Annotated in this window: 17 protein-coding genes and 2 pseudogenes; 11 read left to right on the forward strand and 8 right to left on the reverse strand. The window is 73.7% G+C overall.

The annotated features are described in order from the left end of the window. Positions 1-106: 106 nt before the first annotated feature. The 3 genes from IE265_RS07945 to IE265_RS07955 form a co-directional block, all read right to left on the reverse strand. Positions 107-1672, reverse strand: coding sequence for an APC family permease (locus tag IE265_RS07945; protein ID WP_190034660.1), 1566 nt, complete (start codon positions 1670-1672; stop codon positions 107-109). A gap of 34 nt (positions 1673-1706) precedes the next feature. Further along, entirely contained in the window at positions 1707-2657 is a 951-nt protein-coding gene (locus IE265_RS07950; protein ID WP_190034661.1) for an amino acid adenylation domain-containing protein, read from the reverse strand. Between the two features lie 190 nt (positions 2658-2847). After that, entirely contained in the window at positions 2848-4503 is a 1656-nt protein-coding gene (locus IE265_RS07955; protein ID WP_190034662.1) for an FAD-binding dehydrogenase, read from the reverse strand. 167 nt (positions 4504-4670) lie between these two features. Between IE265_RS07955 and IE265_RS07960 the strand changes: the two genes are divergently transcribed. The 7 genes from IE265_RS07960 to IE265_RS07990 all read left to right on the forward strand — a co-directional run bounded on the left by IE265_RS07960 (position 4671) and on the right by IE265_RS07990 (position 10647). Next, a complete protein-coding gene (locus IE265_RS07960; RefSeq protein ID WP_190034663.1) occupies positions 4671-5564 on the forward strand; it encodes a DMT family transporter in 894 nt (297 codons plus the stop codon). Then, positions 5561-6076, forward strand: a complete 516-nt coding sequence (locus tag IE265_RS07965) for an NUDIX domain-containing protein (protein ID WP_190034664.1) — start codon at positions 5561-5563, stop codon at positions 6074-6076. Before IE265_RS07960 ends, IE265_RS07965 begins: the two co-directional genes overlap by 4 nt. 97 nt (positions 6077-6173) lie before the next feature. Next, a complete protein-coding gene (locus IE265_RS07970) occupies positions 6174-6566 on the forward strand; it encodes a YidH family protein (RefSeq protein ID WP_190034816.1) in 393 nt (130 codons plus the stop codon). Beyond that, positions 6554-6877, forward strand: coding sequence for a DUF202 domain-containing protein (locus tag IE265_RS07975; RefSeq protein WP_190034665.1), 324 nt, complete (start codon positions 6554-6556; stop codon positions 6875-6877). The genes IE265_RS07970 and IE265_RS07975 overlap by 13 nt, the downstream gene beginning before the upstream one ends. 1017 nt (positions 6878-7894) lie before the next feature. After that, positions 7895-8191: a hypothetical protein gene (locus IE265_RS07980; protein ID WP_190034666.1), complete on the forward strand. Its 297-nt coding sequence runs from the start codon at positions 7895-7897 to the stop codon at positions 8189-8191. Between the two features lie 202 nt (positions 8192-8393). Then, on the forward strand, positions 8394-9416 hold the full coding sequence (locus IE265_RS07985) for a phosphotransferase family protein (protein ID WP_190034667.1): 1023 nt from the start codon (positions 8394-8396) through the stop codon (positions 9414-9416). A 7-nt stretch (positions 9417-9423) separates the two neighbouring features. After that, positions 9424-10647: an acyl-CoA dehydrogenase family protein gene (locus IE265_RS07990; protein ID WP_190034668.1), complete on the forward strand. Its 1224-nt coding sequence runs from the start codon at positions 9424-9426 to the stop codon at positions 10645-10647. 57 nt (positions 10648-10704) lie between these two features. On the opposite strand, the gene IE265_RS07995 is transcribed toward IE265_RS07990, so the two are convergent. The 3 genes from IE265_RS07995 to IE265_RS08005 are packed head-to-tail and all read right to left on the reverse strand — an operon-like array spanning position 10705 to position 13767. Then, positions 10705-11298, reverse strand: coding sequence for a TetR/AcrR family transcriptional regulator (locus tag IE265_RS07995; RefSeq protein WP_190034669.1), 594 nt, complete (start codon positions 11296-11298; stop codon positions 10705-10707). Between the two features lie 52 nt (positions 11299-11350). Beyond that, complete coding sequence (locus IE265_RS08000) at positions 11351-13054, reverse strand: class I adenylate-forming enzyme family protein (protein ID WP_373302911.1); 1704 nt, start codon at positions 13052-13054, stop codon at positions 11351-11353. Continuing rightward, a complete protein-coding gene (locus tag IE265_RS08005; protein ID WP_190034671.1) occupies positions 13000-13767 on the reverse strand; it encodes an SDR family oxidoreductase in 768 nt (255 codons plus the stop codon). The genes IE265_RS08000 and IE265_RS08005 overlap by 55 nt, the downstream gene beginning before the upstream one ends. Positions 13768-14048: 281 nt before the next feature. Here IE265_RS08005 and IE265_RS08010 point away from each other — a divergent pair, with 281 nt between their 5' ends. Together IE265_RS08010 and IE265_RS08015 are read left to right on the forward strand one after the other, a co-directional pair. Next, entirely contained in the window at positions 14049-15314 is a 1266-nt protein-coding gene (locus tag IE265_RS08010) for an exo-beta-N-acetylmuramidase NamZ family protein (protein ID WP_190034672.1), read from the forward strand. 237 nt (positions 15315-15551) lie between these two features. Beyond that, on the forward strand, positions 15552-16865 hold the full coding sequence (locus tag IE265_RS08015) for a serine-threonine protein kinase (protein ID WP_190034673.1): 1314 nt from the start codon (positions 15552-15554) through the stop codon (positions 16863-16865). Here IE265_RS08015 and IE265_RS08020 read toward each other — a convergent pair. Beyond that, positions 16750-17004, reverse strand: a pseudogene (locus IE265_RS08020) (penicillin acylase family protein); the annotation flags it as partial. The gene IE265_RS08015 and the pseudogene IE265_RS08020 overlap by 116 nt on opposite strands. 760 nt (positions 17005-17764) lie before the next feature. Here IE265_RS08020 and IE265_RS08025 point away from each other — a divergent pair. Together IE265_RS08025 and IE265_RS39240 are read left to right on the forward strand one after the other, a co-directional pair. Then, complete coding sequence (locus IE265_RS08025; protein WP_190034675.1) at positions 17765-18373, forward strand: hypothetical protein; 609 nt, start codon at positions 17765-17767, stop codon at positions 18371-18373. Positions 18374-18484: 111 nt separating this feature from the next. Continuing rightward, positions 18485-18652 (forward strand): annotated as a pseudogene (locus tag IE265_RS39240) (diaminopimelate decarboxylase); the annotation flags it as partial. Positions 18653-18846: 194 nt separating this feature from the next. Here the strand turns inward: IE265_RS39240 and IE265_RS08030 are convergent. Further along, positions 18847-19365 (reverse strand): hypothetical protein, encoded by a 519-nt coding sequence (locus IE265_RS08030; protein WP_190034676.1) that lies wholly within the window; start codon positions 19363-19365, stop codon positions 18847-18849. Positions 19366-19382 lie beyond the last annotated feature (17 nt).

Genomic DNA, 19382 nt, shown 5'->3' on the forward strand with positions numbered 1-19382 from the left:
GTGTCCGGGACCCGGGACGTGTCCGGGACCCGGGCGGGTGTCCGGGACCCGGGACGTGTCCGGGACCCGGGCGGGTGTCCGGGACCCGGGGTCCACCCGGGGGTGCTCAGGAGTCGGTCTCCGCCGCCTTGTCGAGCTGGAAGGCCTCGTTGCCGAGGCCGATGCCCGCGTGCGCCCGGGGGTTGCGGGCCCGCAGGTACACGCCCTGGAGCACGCCCGCGACGGCGGCCAGCACGACGATGCCCGGCAGCACCCAGCTCAGCGCGGAGCCGGGGCCGGCACCGACGAGGACGTCGAAGTCCTTGACGGTGTAGACGGCGATCACGAGCAGCGAGAGGCCGGCCACCACGGAGCACGCCAGGCGCCAGGCCTGGGCCCCCGCGGCGCCCCGGCGGGCGAAGAACACGACGACGGAGAGCGAGGCCGTGGCCATCAGCACGATGACGCCGAGCGCGCCCACGTTGCCCATCCAGGTGAACAGGTGCAGCACCGGGGCGGTCGGGTCGCCGACGGGCTTGTCGTCGGCCAGGGCGAACGCGGACACGGCCACGACGGCGACGACGGTCTGCAGGAGCGAGCCCGTGCCGGGTGCCCCGCTGGAGCCCGTGGTGCGGCCGAAGACGGAGGGCAGCAGGCCCTCGCGTCCCATCGCGAACGCGTAGCGGGCGACGACGTTGTGGAAGCTGAGCATCGCGGCGAACATGCCGGTCACGAACAGTACGTGCAGGACGTCGGTGAACGCTCCGCCGAGCCGGGACTCGGTGAGGTGGAACAGCAGCCCCGCGCTCTGCTCCTGCGACGCTCCGACGATGCCCGAGGGGCCGGCGGCGACGGTGAGCGCCCAGGAGCTGATCGCGAAGAAGACGGCCACGAAGCCGATGGCGAGGAACATCACGCGCGGCACCAGGATGTGCGGGCGGCTCGTCTCCTCGGCGTACACGGGGGCCTGCTCGAAGCCGAGGAAGGCCGCGATGCAGAAGCACAGCGCGGTGCCGAGGCCCGCGCCTGAGAGGGTGTCCGGGTTGAAGGCGTGCAGCGACAGGCCCTCCTTCGCGGGGTCGGCGACCGCCGCCACGTCGAAGATGACGACGAGGGCGACCTCGATGAGCAGCAGCACGCCGAGCACGCGGGCGTTCACGTCGATCTTCAGCCAGCCCAGCGCCCCGACGGCGAGCGCGGCGACGAGCGCCGGTATCCACCAGGAGATCTCGAGGTCGAGGTAGGTGGCGAACAGGCCGGACACCTCGAAGCCGAAGATGCCGTAGATGCCGACCTGGAGCGCGTTGTACGCGACGAGGGCGACCGCCGCGGCGCCGGAGCCCGCGGTGCCGCCGAGGCCCCGCGAGATGTACGCGTAGAAGGCGCCGGCGTTGTGGACGTGCCGGCTCATCTCGGCGTACCCGACGCTGAAGAGGACGAGCACGACCCCCAGCAGGACGAAGAGCAGCGGCTGGCCGACGATCCCCATCACCGCGAATGTGGTGGGCATGACACCCGCAACCACCATGAGCGGGGCGGTCGCCGCGAGGACGGACAGGAGGAGCCCGCCCGTGCCCAGCCGGTCGGAGCGCAGGGCGCGGTCCTGGCCCTTGAAGGTGCTGATGCCGCTGTCCGCGGCGGCCGGTCTGTCCGCGCTCGCGGCACTCGTTGTGTTCGAACTGCCCGTCGTCATGGCGGGGTTGTCCTTTCGGATTCGGGGGTGTCGTTCAGACCGTGCCGAGCACGCTGTCGCGCGCGGCACGGAAGGCGGAGTGCGGATCGCGGTCGGGGTAGGACCACGGCGCCGGGGTCGCGTACGGACCGATCCGGTGGAACAGGGCGGCCGCTTCGGCCCCCCGGCCCTCCGAGAACTTGGCGTGGGCGAGGAAGTTGAGGTCGACCTGGCTGCGCGGATGGTCGTCGCGCTCCCACTCCAGCCACCAGTCGAAGGCCGTCTTCATCACCTGGCGGGCCCGGCGTCCGACCCAGTGCCCGGACGCCACGGGATCGGCGGACTCGCCGCCGGAGGCGGCCAGCACGCGATAGCGCTCGGCGTGCGCGACGACCGGCAGGATCGCCAACGGCGAGTCGGCGGGCGCCTGTTCGGCGGACCAGGTGGCGAAGTCGTAGACCTCGTGCAGCGGGTCCTGGCCGGTGTCGGGGCGGCGCTCGGCGAGCCGGGCGACCATCAGGTGGTGGGCGTGGTGGTGGTCCGGGTAGCGCAGGCGCACCTCGTCGAAGAGCTGGATCACGTCCTGCTCGCCACCGAGGACGCGCTCCAGCATGAGCAGGCCGAGCCAGGGCGTCGGGTCGGCGGGCAGCAGCGCGGCGGCCGTCTGGCACGCCTCGCGCGCCCGCACGGGCTTGTCCTTGCCGTCGAGGGCGCGCCGAACGGTGGCGGCGGCGAGCAGCACCGCCGCGTCGGCGGACTCGGGCTCGGCGAGAAGCCAGTCACGGGTCCACGCGAGCGTGCTCGGCTCCTCGGCGAGAGCGGTGACACGGTGCCCCCGGCGGTCCCAGTCGTCGCCGGTCTCGACGAGCAGCGCGCGCACGGCGGTCCACCGCCCCTGCGCCAGGGCGGCACGGGCGGCGACGAGTTCGGCGTCGTCCAGTGCGGCGTCGAATGCCTGAGCCGCGCGCTTGCGGGCGCGGCCGAGTGGTGGCGGGGGTGGCGACACCGCGGGACTTCCTCACACGACGCGGTTTTCTCAGCGGTTGTTTGTCCAACCGGTTGACATTTACCGGCGATTGGTTTTTGTCAGTGGTCAACTACGGACAGCCAACCCTCACCCCAGGGCTCGCGTCAAGACCTGACAGATCCCATACTCGCGTCAACATCGTTCCGAAGACGTCGAGTTCACCTCCGCGTCAGCTCACGGCCTTCGCCGCGGCACGGCCGGCCGTCCGACCGGAGAAGAGGCATCCGCCCAGGAAGGTGCCCTCCAGCGAGCGGTATCCGTGCACACCGCCGCCGCCGAACCCGGCCGCCTCGCCCGCCGCGTACACGCCGGGCAGCGGATCGCCGCCCTCGGTCAGCACACGGGAGGAGAGGTCGGTCTCCAGGCCGCCGAGCGACTTGCGGGTGAGGATGTTCAGGCGCACGGCGATGAGCGGGCCGGCCTTGGGGTCGAGGATGCGGTGCGGGCCCGCCGTGCGGATCAGCTTGTCGCCGAGGTAGGAGCGGGCCCCGCGGACCGCGGTGATCTGGAGGTCCTTGGTGAACGGGTTCGCGACCTCCCGGTCCCGCGCGGTGATCTCGTGGCGCAGCCGGGCCTCGTCGATGAGCGGTTCCTTCGTGAGCGCGTTCATACCCCGGACGAGGGCGCCCAGGTCCTTCTCCACCACGAAGTCGGCGCCGTTGTCCATGAACGCCTTCACCGGGTCGGGCACGTCGGCCCGCGCGCGCTGGAACACGCCTCTGACGGACTTGCCGGTGAGGTCCGGGTTCTGCTCGGAGCCCGACAGCGCGAACTCCTTGCCGATGATCTTCTGGTCGAGGACGAACCAGGTGTAGTCGTACCCGGTGGTCATGATGTGTTCGAGGGTGCCGAGCGTGTCGAAGCCGGGGAACAGCGGTACGGGCAGCCGGTTGCCCCGGGCGTCCAGCCACAGCGAGGACGGGCCGGGCAGGATGCGGATGCCGTGGTTCTCCCAGATCGGGTTCCAGTTCTGGATGCCCTCGGTGTAGTGCCACATGCGGTCGCGGTTCACGAGGTGGGCGCCCGCGTCCTCGGCGACGGCGAGCATCTCGCCGTCCACGTGGGCCGGCACACCGGCCACCATGCGCTCGGGCGGCGTCCCGAGGCGGGCGGGCCAGTGGGCGCGTACGAGGTCGTGGTTGCCGCCGATGCCGCCCGAGGTGACGATCACGGCCTGGGCGCGCAGTTCGAAGGCACCGCCGACGACCCGGCTGCTGGCCTCGCCGCGCCGGATGTCCGAGGGCTCCAGGATCTCGCCGCTCACGGTGTCGACGGTGCCCGCGCTGCGGGACAGGCCGGTGACGCGGTGGCGGAACCGGAGCTGTACGAGCCCCTTGGCGACGCCCTCGCGCACCCGGCGCTCGAAGGGGGCGACGAGGCCGGGGCCGGTGCCCCAGGTGATGTGGAAGCGCGGCACGGAGTTGCCGTGCCCGTTGGCGTCGTAGCCGCCGCGCTCGGCCCAGCCGACCACGGGGAACCAGCGGACCCCCTGCCGGTGCAGCCAGGACCGCTTCTCCCCGGCCGCGAAGTCGACGTACGCCTCGGCCCACCTGCGCGGCCAGTGGTCCTCGGGGCGGTCGAAGCCGGCCGTGCCCATCCAGTCCTGGAGGGCGAGCGCGTGGCTGTCCTTGATCCGCATCCGGCGCTGCTCGGGCGAGTCGACGAAGAAGAGTCCGCCGAACGACCAGTGCGCCTGGCCGCCGATCGACTGCTCGGGCTCCTGGTCGAGCAGGATGACCGAGCGCCCCGCGTCGACGAGCTCCGCGGTCGCCGCGAGCCCGGCGAGGCCCGCCCCGATCACGATCACATCAGCGTCGTACGCCATGAGCAGGCCCTTCGTCGGACTTGTTACCGGTGGGTCAGATCCTTGGGCAACGGAGTGACCCAGTCAACTGCCGCGTTCGGGGTAGTCGGGCTACAGTCGGTCGATACCCCGCACCGACCGCACCTGTTCTTCCCTCCGTGCGGAGATCCGAAGTATCGAGGTACTCAGTGTCCGTCCTGGTTCTCGTCCTCGCCGTCGGCGCCGCCTGCTGTCTGGGATTCGGTTTCGTCCTCCAGCAGAACGCGGCGGCGCACGCGCCCCTGAAGGACTTCCTGTCGCCCCGGCTGCTGCTCGACCTGGTGCGGGTGCCGCGCTGGCTGGGCGGGATCGGACTCATGGTCGTCGGCATGGTGCTGGGCGCCACGGCGCTGTCGTACGGCGAGATCTCCCTCGTGGAGCCGCTGCTCGCCACGAACCTCCTCTTCGCGCTGCTGCTCTCCCGGCGCCAGACCCGGCAGCCACTGGGGCGCCAGGGCTGGGCCGGCCTCGCGCTGCTGGCGGGCGGGGTCACGGCGTTCATCGTGGCCGGGCAGCCCGTGGGCGGCGAGGCCGACACGCAGCCGCTGCGGCGCTGGCTGATCATCGGCGTGGTGCTCGGCGTCGCGCTGCTCCTGACGACCTTCGCCAAACGGTCCAGGCTGAGCGCGGGGCCGGTGCTGCTGGGGGTCGCGGCGGGCCTGCTGTACGGCGTACAGGACGCGCTCACCCGGATCAGCGGCCAGCGGTTCTCGGACGGCGGCTGGACGGCCCTGGCCACCGGCTGGCAGGTGTACGCGGTGATCGCGCTCGGAATCACCGGGCTCGTGCTGGTGCAGAGCGCCTTCGAGACCGCGCCGCTGCGGATGTCGCTGCCGGGGCTCACCGCGGCCCAGCCGCTGGCGGGCATCGCGTGCGGGGTGGGCTTCCTCGGGGACCGGCTGCGGACCGACGTCGGGGCGCTGGCCTGGGAGGCCGCCGGGCTCGCCGCGATCGTGGCGGGAGTCGTCCTGCTGGGGCTTCACCCCGGGATGCCCGGTGGCGCCGCGGCACCGAAGGAGCGGGTGCGGGAGCTGCGGGTATGAGCTCCGCCGACGAGGTCCTCGACGTCGTCGACCGGGACGACGTCGTGGTGGGCCGGGCGAGACGCGGGGACGTGTACGCCCGCGGGATGCTGCACCGGTGCGCGTTCATCCAGGTCAGGGACGCGCGGGGGCGGCTGTTCGTGCACCGGCGCACGGCCGGGAAGCTGGTGTTCCCCTCGCTGTACGACATGTTCGTGGGCGGGGTCGTGGGGGCGGGCGAGACCTACGACGAGGCCGCTCTGCGCGAGGCCGAGGAGGAACTGGGGGTCTACGGGCTCGCCGCTCCGGAGTTCCTGTTCAAGTTCCTCTACGACGACGGGGCCGGACGGGCCTGGTGGTCGGCCGTGTACGAGGTGCGCTGCGACACGGCGGTGGAGCCGCAGGTCGAGGAGGTCGCCTGGCACGCCTTCCTGCCGGAGGACGAGGTGCTGCGGCGGCTGACCGAGTGGGAGTGGGTCCCGGACGGTCTGGACGCCTACACGCGCCTGAGGGCGTTCCGGGACGTCGGCTGACGCCCTTCGCCGCCCGCCACTGCCTTGTGCCGCCCTTCGGCGGCACGCCCGGGGCCTCCGCGCGGAGGGCTCGGACGGGATGGGTAAGGTCCTGCGGGTGATCGAACTCGTACGGAACGTCCGGTTCTGGTTCGCGCCCGGGCGGATCGAGGACGAGGGCGAAACGCCGGACTACCGCTTCTCGCTGGCGAACGAGCGGACGTTCCTGGCCTGGCTGCGCACCTCGCTGGCACTCATCGGCGGCGGTTTCGCCGTGGACCAGTTCCTGCCGGACCTGCCGTGGGCCTGGCGGGTCGGGCTGGCGCTCGGACTGCTGGCCGCGGGGGCGCTGTGCGCGCTGCGCGCCGTGAACCACTGGGTGCGGTGCGAGCGGGCGATACGCCGCCGCGAGAATCTGCCGGTGTCCCGCTTCCCGGCCCTGCTGAGCATCGGGGTGGCCCTGGTGGCGCTCGCGATGGTGGTGGTCGTGCTGGCCGGATGGCAGGAGTGACGGCTCCGGCGCGCGACCCGGGACTCCAGCCGGAACGCACACGGCTCGCGTGGCGGCGCACGACGCTGACGGCGACCGTGGTCGCCGTGCTGGCCGGGAAGTCCGCCCTGCGGGAAGGGGCCGGCGCGGCGGGTCACGTGGCGTTCGCGCTGTGCTGCGCGCTGTGGCTGGGCCTGCTCGTGGTGGCACACCGGAGGATCCGCGTGCTGGCGCTGGGCGGGCGGCCTGCCGCGCTGACGCCCGCGCACGCGAGCGCCGCCGCGCTCTGCGCGGTCGCGCTGGCCGTGTGCGCGACGGCCCTGGTCCTCTGACCCCGGCGAGGCCCCGGCCGGGTCCCACGCCGCCGGTGAGCGGTGCACCCGGCCCGGCTCAGCCCGGCCACGCAGCCCCCCGGGCCCCGGGCCGCCGGGCGCGTACGCGCCGGGCCACCGTAGACCCCTCGGACGACCCCGGGGCCACCCGACAGCCGGACGCCGTCCGCACCCCGGGAGGTCGGGACGCGCGTCCTCCGGCCCCGCCGGCGGGCCCTCGGCTCCCGTACACGCCGTCCGGCCGCAGGACGGGCCGCCGGGCGACGGTGGGCCCGGTGCCCGGGCACGTCGGGACGCGCGTCCTCCGGCCCCGCAGGCAGGCCCGCGGCGGCAGCACACGCGTCCGGCCGCGGGAACCTGGCTGCCGGGCGCCGCCCGCGCCCCACGCCCGGGAAGGGCGGCCCGCGCGTCATCCAGCCCCACCGGCGGGCCCGCGGCGCCCGTACACGCCGTCCGGCCGCAGGACGGACCGCCGGGCGACGGTGGGCCCGGTACCCGGGGAGGTCGGGACGCGCGTCCTGCGGCCCCACAGGCGGGCCCGCGGCGGCAGCGCACGCGTCCGGCCGCGGGAACCTGGCTGCCGGGCGCCGCCCGCGCCCCACGCCCGGGAAGGGCGGCCCGCGCGTCATCCAGCCCCTACCGCAGGCCCGCAGCCGCAGCGCACGCATCCGGCCGCAGAAACGGCCGCGGCGCGCGCCCGGCGCCCGGGGAGGGCGGGGTGCGCGTCCGCCGACCCCACCGGCGGGCCCTGGCGCCCGTACACGCCGTCCGGTCGCAGGACCAGGCCGCCGGGCGACGGGCGGGCCGGGGACGGAGACCCCCACGGGGCCCCGGGGGAGCGCCACGGCCCCCGGCGAGCCCTCGGCGCCCCGGGCCGATCCCGCTCCCGAGCCCCGTCGACAGCGGGGACGGGCCGGCACGGTGACGCGCGCACCGCGTGGTCCATTCGGGGCCGATGTCGCGGATTCCGCACGGCCCTCCCGGCTCCCGCCGCGCTCCGCGCCGGAAGGTGGGCGCATGAGCACCCTCCACCAGGAACACTCCACGCACGAGCACACGCACGGCCCGGACTGCGGGCACGCCGAGGTGCCGCACGGCGACCATGTCGACTACGCGCACGACGGGCATCTGCACCGGCGGCACTCGGGGCACTGGGACGAGTGCGAACCCGGCGGGCACACCCCTCACCCCGAGCACGGCCACGAGCACGGGGAGGGCTGCGGCCACCGGGCCGTGCCGCACGGCGACCACGTCGACTACGTTCACGACGGCCACCGTCACGCGCTGCACGACGGGCACTGGGACGACCACTGAGGACCGCCCCGGACCGGCGGCGGCATGGCCCGGGAACACCGGCCCGAACGAGCGGGTACCACCGAACCCCCCGAGCGGCACCGGCCGCTCGGGGGGTTCGTCCCGGCCGAGACGCCGATCACGTTTCGTCCTCCCACTGGACTGCATACCGACCGGTCGGCATCATGTGGGGAGTCCCGCTTCAGGTGTACGGAGGAACACGATGAGCCCAGACCACCCGCCAGGTCTCGATCTCGGCAGGCTGCGCGGCCTGCTCGACAGCGAGCGGCCCGGACTGGTCCGCGGCGCCCTGGCCGGCCGGCTGATCGAGGGCGGGCGGTCGAATCTCACCTACGCGGTGACCGACGGCACCTCCCGGTGGGTCGTGCGCCGCCCCCCGCTCGGCCATGTGCTGGCGACCGCTCACGACATGCGGCGCGAGCACCGGGTGATCAGCGCGCTGCACCCGACCGCCGTGCCCGTACCCCGTCCCGTGCTGCTGTGCGAGGACGAGGAGGTGCTCGGAGCGCCGTTCTACGTCATGGACTTCGTGGAGGGCACGCCCTACCGGACCGCCGAGCAGCTCGCGCCGCTGGGTCCCGGGCGCACGCGCGGCGCGGTGCTGGGCCTCGTCGACACGCTGGTCGAGCTGCACGCGGTCGACCCCGCCGAGGTGGGCCTCGCGGACTTCGGCCGGCCGGAGGGGTTCCTCGACCGGCAGCTCCGGCGCTGGGGCAAGCAGCTCGACGCCTCCCGCAACCGGGACCTGGCCGGCATCGACGAGCTGCACGCCGCGCTGGGCCGCGAGCTGCCGCACTCCCCCGCCGCCGCCGTCGTGCACGGCGACTACCGGCTCGACAACGTGCTGATCGGCGAGGACGACCGGATCGAGGCGATCCTCGACTGGGAGATGTCCACGCTGGGCGACCCGCTCACCGATCTGGGGCTGCTGGTGATGTACAGCATGCCGCTGGACATGCCGGACTCCCCCGTCTCCACGACCGCGACGGCCGCGGGGCACCCGACGCCCGCCGAGCTGATCGAGCGGTACGCCGCGCGCTCGGGGCGCGACGTGTCCGCGGTCGCCTGGTACACGGCGTTCGCGTGGTTCAAGCTCGCCGTGATCCTGGAGGGCATCCACTACCGCTACACGCTCGGCCAGACCGTCGGCGCGGGCTTCGACCGCATCGGCGACCTGGTCCCCGTCTTCATCGAGCACGGCCTGACCACCCTTCAGGAAGGCTGACCGGACCATGGATTTCGCATTCGACGCCCGCACCGAGGAACTGCGCGCGAAGCTGCTCGCCTTCATGGACGAGTACGTGTACCCGGCGGAGGCCGTCGCGGAGGAGCAGCGCGAGCGGCTGGCCTCCCCGTGGGACACCCCCGCCGTGGTCGGGGAGCTGAAGGCCGAGGCCCGCCGCCAGGGCCTGTGGAACCTCTTCCTCCCGGACTCCGAGCACGGGGCCGGACTGACGAACCTCCAGTACGCGCCGCTCGCCGAGATCACCGGCCGCTCCCCGCACCTGGCGCCGACCGCGCTGAACTGCGCCGCGCCGGACACCGGCAACATGGAGGTGCTGGCCCAGTTCGGCGACGACCGGCAGAAGAAGCAGTGGCTGGAGCCGCTGCTGGCCGGGGAGATCCGCTCGGCGTTCGCGATGACCGAACCCGAGGTGGCCTCGTCCGACGCCACGAACATCACGACGTTGATCGAGCGCGCTCCCGACGGCACCGACGAGTACGTCATCACCGGGCGCAAGTGGTACATCTCCGGCGCGATGAACCCCGACTGCAGGATCTTCATCGTCATGGGCAAGACCGACCCGGACGGGTCCGACATACGCCGCCAGCAGTCGATGGTGCTGGTGCCGCGCGACACCCCGGGTGTCGAGGTCAAGCGCGCGATGCGGGTGTACGGGTACGAGGACCACTCGCACGGCGGGCACGCCGAGGTGGTCTTCCACGGAGCCCGGGTACCGGTCTCGAACCTGGTCGGCGAGGAGGGCGGCGGTTTCGCCATCGCCCAGGCGCGCCTGGGCCCGGGCCGCATCCACCACTGCATGCGGCTGATCGGCATGGCCGAGCGTGCCATCGAGCTGATGTGCCGCCGGGCGGTCGCGCGCACCGCGTTCGGCAAGCCGCTGGCCCAGCAGGGGGTCGTGCACAACTGGATCGCCGACGCGCGCGTGGCCGTCGAGCAGTTGCGGCTGCTCGTGCTGAAGACCGCCTGGATGATGGACACCGTGGGCAACAAGGGCGCCCACGCGGAGATCCAGGCCATCAAGATCGCCACGCCCCGGACGGTCGTCGACATCATCGACAAGGCGGTCCAGCTGCACGGAGCGGGCGGCGTCAGCCAGGACTTCCCGCTGGCCGAGCTGTGGGCGAGCGCGCGCACGCTGAAGCTGGCGGACGGTCCCGACGAGGTGCACCAGCGGTCGCTGGCCCGCCGGGAACTGAAGAAGTACGTGTGAGCCGCCGAGGGGGCGGGGGCGGACGGTCCGCGCCCCCGCCCCCTCGGGCCCGACGCGTTACGGCCTCAGGGCGCGCAGCAGCAGGTCCGCGAGGTGGTCGGCGACCTCCTGCTGGGTGAGCGGGCCGTCCGGGCGGTACCACGTCGACAGGTGGTGGATGGAGCCGAAGTGGTAGTCCACGACCAGGTCCGCCGGGGTCGCCTTCGAGAAGACGCCCAGGTCCTGGCCCTCTTCGATCAGCGCCCGGAACCGTTCGTGGTAGCGCCGGCGCTCCGCCCTGACCTGCTTGTTCTTCTCCGGGCTCAGATGGTGCATGGAGCGGAAGAAGATCGACGCGTCGTCGAGGTTGTCGATCGTCGTGACGACGACGTCCGCCGCGGCCCCGCGCAGCCTCTCCTCCACGGGCGCGTCGGCGTCCGCGAAGGCGTCGAGCCGCTCCTGCTGGACGCGCAGCACGCGCGCGTACACCTCGTGGAGCAGGTCGTCCTTGGAGCCGAAGTAGTGGTAGAGCGCCCCTTTGGTGACGCCGGCCGCCTCGACGATCTCCTGGACCGAGGTGCGGTCGTAGCCGCGCTCGGCGAAGAGCCGGGTGGCGGCGGCCAGCAGCCGCCGCGGGACGGGCGTACCGTCCCCGTCCGTCGTTCTGGGCACTGCCGCCACCTGCCTTCCAGTGTTCTTCACGTGTCTGTCCGCCGCCCCCGTCTCACCGGGAACGCAATTCCCGGCGGAGGATCTTCCCGCTGGCCGTCTTCGGCAAGTCGGGCAGGATCTCGACCTGCCGCGGGTACTTGTAGGCGGCCAGTCTCTCCTTGCAGTACGCGGCGAGCGCATCCGGGTCCTCGTCGGCGCCCGGCGCGAGGCTGACGTATGCCTTGACGGTCTCGCCCCGGTAGCCGTCCGGGACCCCCACGACGGCCGCCTCGCGGACCGCCGGATGGGTGTGGAGCACGTCCTCGACCTCCCGCGGCCACACCTTGAACCCGGACGCGTTGATCATGTCCTTCTTGCGGTCGACGACGTAGAGCCAGCCCTGCCGGTCCATGAACCCGATGTCGCCGGTGCGCAGCTCCCCGTCGGGGAAGGTCTCGGCGGTGGCCTCGGGGCGCCGCCAGTACCCGGGCACGACCTGCGGGCCGCGGACGAGGATCTCGCCCTGCTCGCCGAGGGGCACCTCGTGGCCCTCGTCGTCGACGATGCGGACGACCGAGTCGGGGCCCGGCACCCCGACGGCCAGCGTGCCGGAGGCCGGGTCGACCGGGGCCTCCAGGCCGGGCGGCACGGCCGCGCAGGGCGCCGAGCACTCGGTCAGCCCGTAGCCGTTGCGGATGTAGGGGCCGAAGCCGGCCCGGAACCTCTCCACCAGGGCCGGCGGCAGCGGCGCTCCGCCCGAGGAGATGACGTGGAAGGACGAGAAGTGGTCGCGGGTCGCGGACGGGTGCGCGGCCAGCGCCATGAAGGCGGTCGAGGGGCCGACCGTGTAGTGCGGCCGGTGCTCGGCGAACGCGTCGAGCACGACCCCCGCCTCGAAGCGGTACGCGAGGACGAGGGTGCCCGCGCTGTTCAGGCAGGCCGCGAGCTGGCAGACCATTCCGGTGATGTGGAAAAGGGGTGCCATGGCGAAGTAGACGGGCACCCCGGGCAGCGCGAGCCCGGTCCGCTGCCGCTCGGCGTTGTACATGATGTTGGCGTGCGTGTTGGTGGCGCCCTTGGGGGCTCCGGAGGTGCCCGAGGTGTAGCTGATGAGCGCGATGTCGGAGGGGGCCGGGTCCCGGTCGCCGGGTGCCTCGTGGCCCGCGCGGGCGACGGTCACGAGGTCGTCGGCGTCGGGTGCCTGCGGCAGCCGCTCGAAGGCCAGGACGCGTTCGTCGTTCCTCGTCTGGAGGTCCAGCTCGCAGGCGGTGAGGACGACGCGGACCGTCGAGCCGGCGGCCGTCTCCCGCAGGTACGCCTCCCAGGCCCGGTCGGAGCAGACCAGCGCGGCCACCTCGCCGTCCCGCAGGACGTGGGAGACCTCCCCCGACTTGTACATCGGGTTGACCGGGAGGACGGTCGCGCCGGCCTTCCAGGCGCCGAGGACGGCGAGGACGAACTGCGGGGAGTTCTGCAGCAGGACGGCGACCCGGTCACCGCGTACCACCCCGCGTGCGGCGAGGTGCCCGGCGACGGAGTCACTCAGCTCGTCCACCTCGCGGTGGCTGAGGCGGCCGTCGAAGTAGGCCAGGAACGTGCGGTCCGGGGCCTCGGCGACGGACCGGCGCAGCGCGTGCACCGGCGAGTCGGCGGGGCTGACGGGCGCGCGCTGGGCGTCGTTCAGCAGGGCGAGCCACGGCTTGGCCGTGTAGGCGGAAGTGGTCACCGGCCATCCGCCTCCCACTTCTGCTGGATGTGGTTCATGCTGGTCAGCCATCGGTCGGGGGAGCCTGCCCGCGCCCGGTAGTAGTCGGCGACCTCGGGGTGCGGCAGGATCAGGAAGCGGTCCTCGTCGATGCCCGTGAACAGGGCGTCCGCGACCTCCTCCGGCTCGATCGCGGTGGGCTTGAGGACCAGGTCGCCCGCGCTGCCGGTGCCGGCGAGCATGTCGGTGCGCACGCCCTGCGGGCAGATCGCGTGGACCTTCACACCGCGGTGGCGGTAGGTCAGGGACAGCCATTCGGCGAAGGCGTACGCGCCGTGCTTGGTGACGCTGTAGGGGGCCGCGCCGACCATGGTGAGCAGTCCGGCCGCCGAGACGGTCGAGACGAAGCGGCCGCTGCCGCGTTCCAGCCAGGCGGGCAGCAGTTCGTGGGCGGCTCGGACGTGGGCCATCACGTTGACGTCCCAGGCGAGTGCCCAGACCTGTTCGGGGGCGGCCTCCGAACCACCGGAGGCCAGACCCGCGTTGGCGCAGTACACGTCGACCGTGCCGCCGAGAGCGTCCCTGGCCTCGGCGACGATCGTGGAGGCGTCGCCGGGCACGGCGGTCCCGCCGATCTCGTCGGCGACCGCCTTGGCCTTGTCCGCGTCCAGGTCGTTGACGACGACCCGGGCACCCTCGGCGGCGAACCGCCGGGCCAGTGCGGCCCCGATGCCCCCTCCCGCACCCGTCACGACCACTCCGGCATCCTGCACGGCTTCCACCACCGGTCTCCTTCGACACGACTTCGACACGACGAGATTCGACAAGACTCGACGAGTTTCCACTGCACTCGACTGGAGTCGACACGACTCGAATCGAATCCGCACGACAGACTAACCAGTCGGTATGTAGCTGGGGAAGGCCCCCGCACGACCCCGCGGGAAGCGTGCGGACCACCGGTCGGCGAGGGGCGCGCGACAAGCCGTGGGCCGCGCGTGGCTTACGTACCACCGGTGGCAGCCCTTAGCGTGCTCGTGCCAGCTTCCGCGATCACGGAGGTCACACCATGCGCCTGTCCAGACGGAGTCTGCTCGCCGCCACCACCGCCGCGGCCACGGTCGCGGCGGGCCCGTCCGCAGCGGCCCTGCCCGCGCCGGACCGGACCTCGGCGCCCAGCGGGGGCAGACGGCTGCGCACCGGGTTCGAGCGCCTCGCGGCGAGCGGGTACTCCCTCCTGGCGGGCGACCGGGTGGGTGTCGTCACCAACCCGACCGGCGTCACCCGGGACGTGCGCCACATCGTCGACGTCATGCACGCCGACGACCGGGTGAACCTGACGGCCGTCTTCGGACCGGAGCACGGATTCCGCGGCACGGCCCAGGCGGGCGGCTCGGAGGGCCGGTACGACGACCCGGCGACCGGGCTGCCGGTCTACGACACGTATCTGAAGAGCGGCCGGCCGCTGGCCGACGTCTTCACCGCCTCGGGCGTCGACACGGTGGTCTTCGACATCCAGGACGTGGGCGCCCGCTTCTACACGTACATCTGGACGCTGTTCGACTGCATGGAGGCGGCCCGGCTGGCCGGCCTGCGGTTCGTGGTGCTCGACCGGCCGAATCCGGTGACCGGCCGCGGCGCCTTCGGACCCGTGCTGCACAAGGAGTTCGCGACCTTCGTGGGGCGCGAGCCGATCGCGCAGGCGCACGGGATGACGGTGGCGGAGCTCGCGCTGCTGTTCAACAAGGAGTTCCTCACCGCCCCGGTCGCGCTGGACACCGTGCTGATGTCGGGGTGGAGGCGGTCGGAGTTCTACGACGCCGCCGGCCTCCCGTGGGTGCCGCCGAGCCCGAACATGCCGACGCCGGAGACCGCCCTGGTCTATCCGGGCACCTGTCTCTTCGAGGGGACGAACCTGTCGGAGGGCCGGGGCACGACCCGGCCGTTCGAGCTGATCGGCGCCGAGGGGATCGACGGGAGCTGGGCCGCGGCGGCCGAGGGGCTCGGTCTTCCCGGAGTGCACTTCCGCGAGGCGTACTTCAGCCCCACGTTCTCGAAGTTCCAGGGCCGGACGGTCGGGGGCGTGCAGATCCACGTGCACGACCGGGCCGCGTACGACCCCGTCCGCACCGGGATCGCCCTGCTGGTCACCGCCAGGAGGAGCTGGAGCGGGTTCGCCTGGCGGCCGGACAACTGGATCGACAAGCTGACCGGCTCCACCCGGGTGCGCACGCTGATCGACGCGGGCGCGACCGCCGACGAGGTCGTGGCGGACTGGCAGGGCGACCTGACGGAGTTCCGCCGGATGCGCGGGAGGTACCTCCGCTACCGGTGACGGGGCCGAGGCCTCCCCCGGCCTCCCCTTCCCCGCCCACCCGCTCGCCCTTTTCCGCCGCGCGTCCGGCGTCTGACGTCCGGCGTCCGGCGTCCGGCGTCCGGCGTCCAGCGTCCGGGCGACGCGCCGGACGGGAGTTCGGGCGGGCCCGACCGGACCGGCCGTATGGCCAACTCCCCGCGCAGGCGGGACGATACGCGCCGGTGGGCGGGGCACGGTGGCCGAAGGAGGCTCGTCATGGCGGTTCCCGGGATGGGCGCGGCTCCTTACTGGGAGCTGTCCTTCGACGCCGACGGGGACGTGGACGGCGGGCAGCGCGACCGGCTGCTCCGGGAGGCACCGGAGCGGGGCGTCAAGGACCTGATCGTGTTCGCGCACGGCCGGTACGACGACCCGTCGGGCGCCGACCGCTTCCAGAACCGCTTCCTCGGCCTGTTCCCCGGCCTCGCGCCGCACGCCCGCCTCGGGTACGCGGGCGTGGTGTGGCCGTCGATGCGGTTCATGGACGAGGCGCTGCCGGGCGCCGGTCCTGCCGCGGCGCAGGCGGGCCCGGCCCTGGACAAGGGGACCCTCGGCGCCCTGCTGGACGTCTTCCCGGGCCGCGCCACACTGATCGACCAGCTCTCCCGGATGCTCGACCGGCAACCGGCGGAGGACGCCGCGCTGGCGGAGTTCGGCCGGCTGGTGCGGCTGCTCGTCGCGCTGCGGCCGGAGGCCCCGCAGGCCGCCTTCGCCGCCGACACGCGGGCCGAGGAACACCCCGGTGACGAACCGGCGATGCTCGTCGGCGATCCCGTGCCGACGTGCCGGGCGCTGACTCCCGAGCGACAGCGGCCGATCGGCGCGAACGGCGCGGCCGCGGACCCGGTCGGCTTCCCCAAGGTCTGGCACGGCGCGCACGAACTGCTGCGCCAGGCCGCGTACTTCGCGATGAAGCGGCGGGCCGGCGCGGTCGGCGAACGGGGACTGGGGCGGGTGGTGGGTCGCCTCGCGCGGTCCGCTCCGGGGCTGCGCGTGCACCTCGTGGGCCACGGCGCCGGTGGGCGCCTGGTCTCCTTCGCGCTGCGCGGACTGCCCCGCGGGGTGCGGACCGTGAAGTCCGTGACGCTGCTCCAGGCGGCCTTCTCGCACTACGCGTTCGCGCCCCGCCTGCCGCAGGACGCCCGTGACAGCGGTGTCCTGTCCGGCTTCCAGAACCGTATCGACGGCCCCCTGGTGTGCTGCTACTCGCGGCACGACACCGCTCTCGGCACGTTCTACCCGCCGGCCTCCCGCAGGGCGGGGGGCACCCGGCCTGCGGCGGACCCCGGTCGGCCCGGTCCGCCGGAGGACCGGTGGGGCGCGCTCGGCCACGACGGGATCCTGGCGGTGCCCGGCACCCGGGCCTTCGGGCATGCCGAGGCGCTGCGCACACCGCTGCCCGTGTCCGGCTGCGTCAGCGTCGACGCGTCCGCCGTGGTGAGGGAGGGCGGCCCCCCTGCGGGGGCGCATCACGACGTCTGCCGCCCGGAGCTGGCCCGGGTGGTGCTGGCGGCGGGCCGGATCCGCTGACGCCCTCGAAGGGGGCCGGGCCGCCGCGCCCGACGTGACGGAGGCCGTCCATGGGCCGCGACCGGTCCCGGGCCGCCGCGTGCCCGGCGCCCCTCTCGGTGCCGCGGCGCGTGGTGCCCGTGATGTGCGGCACACCGGGCCTCCCGTCCCGGACGGCCGCCGCGCCGGTGCGCCCGGCGGACCCGTGGTCGGGGCCACCCGGCCGGCGGGACCCCCTCGCGAGGAGCCGCGGAGGAGGTCGCCGACCTCGGCGCCGGTGGGCACCGAGTGCCCCTGGAGCGGCTCGGCACCGGGCCTGAGCAGGTCTTCCGTGCGGGCGGGCAGGGTCCCGAAGGCCCGCCCGGCGGGAGTGCCGGCGGAGTCGTCGTCGCCGTTCCGGCCGGGGCCTGGATGCCGGAGCACCGGGCGTCCCGGTGGTCGTCCTCGGCCCCCCACGGAGGTGGTGTCAGCGGCGGCCCACCGGGAAAACGGTGACAAAAGACCGCTCACGAGACCACACATGGATGCGCCCATGAGGAACTCGGGGAATCCGCCGGGAGTTCTCCGCCTGTCGAGGAAGGCGCGTGGGGCGGGCCGTGCACGGCCGGCTCCTCGCGACGGGGCGGGCCGGACGCCACCGGCCGTGCTCCTACGGTCGGAGATGACCGTGCGTCACCTCCGGCGCCGCGCCGAAGGAGCCCCGTCGGCGCGGTGCCGGCGGCCGACGGCCGGGAGGCACCCGGCGATCGGCCGGCAAGTGCCTGGCGGAAGGCACGGAACCGGGGTTCGGCGGCCGAGGGGCGACGGCCGGAAAAACAGATGGAGCCGAATCGCGTGTCGATACGTCTATTCGACGACGTCCTTACGACGACGCCGAAGTGACCGAAGTACAGGTGCAGGTGTGACGGAGGTGCAGGGCGATGGCCGGTTTCCGGAGTCTGGCGAGACAGGTGCGCGACCCGAGGAGCGATCTGGCACTTCGGCGCTATTCACTGCGCAAGTGCCTTGAGAGGTTCGCTCCCTACGGTCACCGGGCGACCTGGGACCATCTCTGCTCCCGGGCCGGGTTCGGTCCCGAGGACCGGTCCCCCGATCCGGCGCGGCTCGTGGCCGCACTGGACGAGCTGGAGGAGGCGCGTTCCGTCTGGCTGGCCTACGAGGCCGGGTTCGCCCAGCGCCGCAAGAAGGAGAAGCACGACGGTCTGCGCAGCCCCGGCAGCGTGGACGACTGGCACCGGCTCACCTGGGGCGGCTTCGGGGTCGCGTGGTGCGACGACCCGCGGGTCCATCCCCATGAGCCGCTGGCCGAGGTGCTGCGCCGGCTGATCGCCGCCCTGGAGCGCGAGCCGGGCGCCGTCTGCCCCGTGTGTGCGGGCGAGCGCCTCACCTGGAAGTACGACCTGGCCCACGAGCCGTCATCGGGTCCTGTCTGCACGGCGTGCGGCATCGTGGTGCCGCGGCCGGTCCTCACCCCCGAGGCACTGGCAGCGTCCAGACGCGGACGCGTACTGCTGTCGGTTGCCGTCTGAGGCCGACCGGTGTCGCCGGGGGCCGTCAGAGGTACCCGGCCGATCGCCGCGCGGCGTCGGGCGCGGCGCGCCGCGCGGCGGAGGGCCGCCCGCAGGGGGCGCGCGGTTCCCGTCGCCCGGGTCGAGAACGCGAAGTCGGCGGGCGGACGGGCGATCGCGGTGACGCACGCGGGCGTCCAGGTGGCGGCCCGCGCGGTGTACGCGCCGGAATCCCGCACGGGCGCGCCGGAGCGCTCCGGCGCGGGTGCGGGACGGGGTGGCCGTCGGCGTCCGCCCGGCGGCGGTCGCGGGTCCGGCCCACGGACACCCGGCGGCGGTCGCGGGTCCGGCCCGCGGTTCGCGTCCGGCGCCCTGCCGCGGGGACGACAGGCGGGTGCCCGACGGGCTTCCGGACCGCCGCCGTGCGGGACCGGGCAGGAGCAGCGGGGCCGCGCGGGTCGCGGGTTCGGGCGGCCGACCGCGTCCCCGGCGGCTCAGGGGGTCTTCACGTCGGTGTGGATGGCGAGCTTGAACTCGGCGAGGGTGAGGGGCGTGGAGATCCTCGTGTCCCTCGCCCCGCGGGCCGAGACCTTCAGGCCGACAGGGGTCCCGCGGGTCACGAACATCTGCCAGAGGTAGGTGCGGTACTGCCCTCCCCGGGTGATCGCCGAGTCGGCGGTGGCCGTCGAGTCGTAACCCGTCGACGACCCCAGGGGGTCCCGCACGAAGCGGGCGCGGTATTCGATCGCGCGGGCGTCCGACGTCCAGAAGACCATCGCGGACAGGACCGCCCAGCCGTCGTGGCTGGGCCAGACGAGGCCCGACCGGGCGTCGGGGAACGCCGACACGGTGCTCGCGCCGTGCGAGGGGTCGTGCATCCGCCAGGGGTCGTAGGACTCCCCGCCGGCCGTGTACGGGAAGCGGACGAGGTGGTAGCCGTCCTTGTCGTACCGGATCTTCTGCGTCCCCGAGTGGGCGGCGTCCCATTTCAGTGAACAGACGACAAGACTCATGCGTGCTCCTGGCCCTC

This window comes from Streptomyces fructofermentans (assembly GCF_014651055.1).
GTDB classification, from domain to species: Bacteria; Actinomycetota; Actinomycetes; order Streptomycetales; family Streptomycetaceae; genus Streptomyces; species Streptomyces fructofermentans.

Coding starts and splice junctions, on each gene's coding strand:
- IE265_RS08015 (WP_190034673.1), top strand. CDS start 15,552: ATGGCGGTTCCCGGGATGGGCGCGGCTCCTTACTGGGAGCTGTCCTTC.
- IE265_RS08010 (WP_190034672.1), top strand. CDS start 14,049: ATGCGCCTGTCCAGACGGAGTCTGCTCGCCGCCACCACCGCCGCGGCC.
- IE265_RS07985 (WP_190034667.1), top strand. CDS start 8,394: ATGAGCCCAGACCACCCGCCAGGTCTCGATCTCGGCAGGCTGCGCGGC.
- IE265_RS07955 (WP_190034662.1), bottom strand. CDS start 4,503: ATGGCGTACGACGCTGATGTGATCGTGATCGGGGCGGGCCTCGCCGGG.
- IE265_RS07990 (WP_190034668.1), top strand. CDS start 9,424: ATGGATTTCGCATTCGACGCCCGCACCGAGGAACTGCGCGCGAAGCTG.
- IE265_RS07945 (WP_190034660.1), bottom strand. CDS start 1,672: ATGACGACGGGCAGTTCGAACACAACGAGTGCCGCGAGCGCGGACAGA.
- IE265_RS08025 (WP_190034675.1), top strand. CDS start 17,765: ATGGCCGGTTTCCGGAGTCTGGCGAGACAGGTGCGCGACCCGAGGAGC.
- IE265_RS08000 (WP_373302911.1), bottom strand. CDS start 13,054: ATGGCTGACCAGCATGAACCACATCCAGCAGAAGTGGGAGGCGGATGG.
- IE265_RS07975 (WP_190034665.1), top strand. CDS start 6,554: ATGGCAGGAGTGACGGCTCCGGCGCGCGACCCGGGACTCCAGCCGGAA.
- IE265_RS08030 (WP_190034676.1), bottom strand. CDS start 19,365: ATGAGTCTTGTCGTCTGTTCACTGAAATGGGACGCCGCCCACTCGGGG.
- IE265_RS07965 (WP_190034664.1), top strand. CDS start 5,561: ATGAGCTCCGCCGACGAGGTCCTCGACGTCGTCGACCGGGACGACGTC.
- IE265_RS07980 (WP_190034666.1), top strand. CDS start 7,895: ATGAGCACCCTCCACCAGGAACACTCCACGCACGAGCACACGCACGGC.